Genomic DNA, 427 nt, shown 5'->3' on the forward strand with positions numbered 1-427 from the left:
CGAATTACCAGGCCTGATTGCCGATGGCCGCGACATGGGAACGGTGGTATTCCCTGATGCGCCAGTGAAAATTTTCCTTGACGCCTCCTCGGAAGAACGTGCGCATCGCCGCATGCTACAGTTGCAGGAGAAGGGCTTTAGTGTTAACTTTGAGCGCCTTTTGGCCGAGATCAAAGAACGCGACGACCGCGATCGTAACCGAGCGGTAGCGCCACTGGTTCCGGCAGCCGATGCTTTAGTGTTGGATTCCACCACCTTAAGCATTGAGCAAGTGATTGAAAAAGCGCTACAATACGCGCGCCAGAAATTGGCTCTCGCATAAGCGACCGAATTTGCAGTACCCCCGTTGCAATGGAATGACAGCGGGTATGTTAAACAACCCCATCCGGCATGGAGCCAGGTGGACGTTAAATATAAACCTGAAGAT

Annotated in this window: 1 protein-coding gene; it reads left to right on the forward strand. The window is 52.7% G+C overall.

The genetic code is table 11. From position 1 onward, the window contains the following. Positions 1 to 322, forward strand: a 322-nt coding sequence (cmk, locus tag H6X67_RS11670) for a (d)CMP kinase (protein WP_075625081.1), incomplete at its 5' end; no start/stop codon positions are given. Positions 323 to 427: the final 105 nt, after the last annotated feature.

Origin of the sequence: Actinomyces sp. AC-20-1, from assembly GCF_023369555.1 — a bacterium.
Taxonomy (GTDB): domain Bacteria; phylum Actinomycetota; class Actinomycetes; order Actinomycetales; family Actinomycetaceae; genus Actinomyces.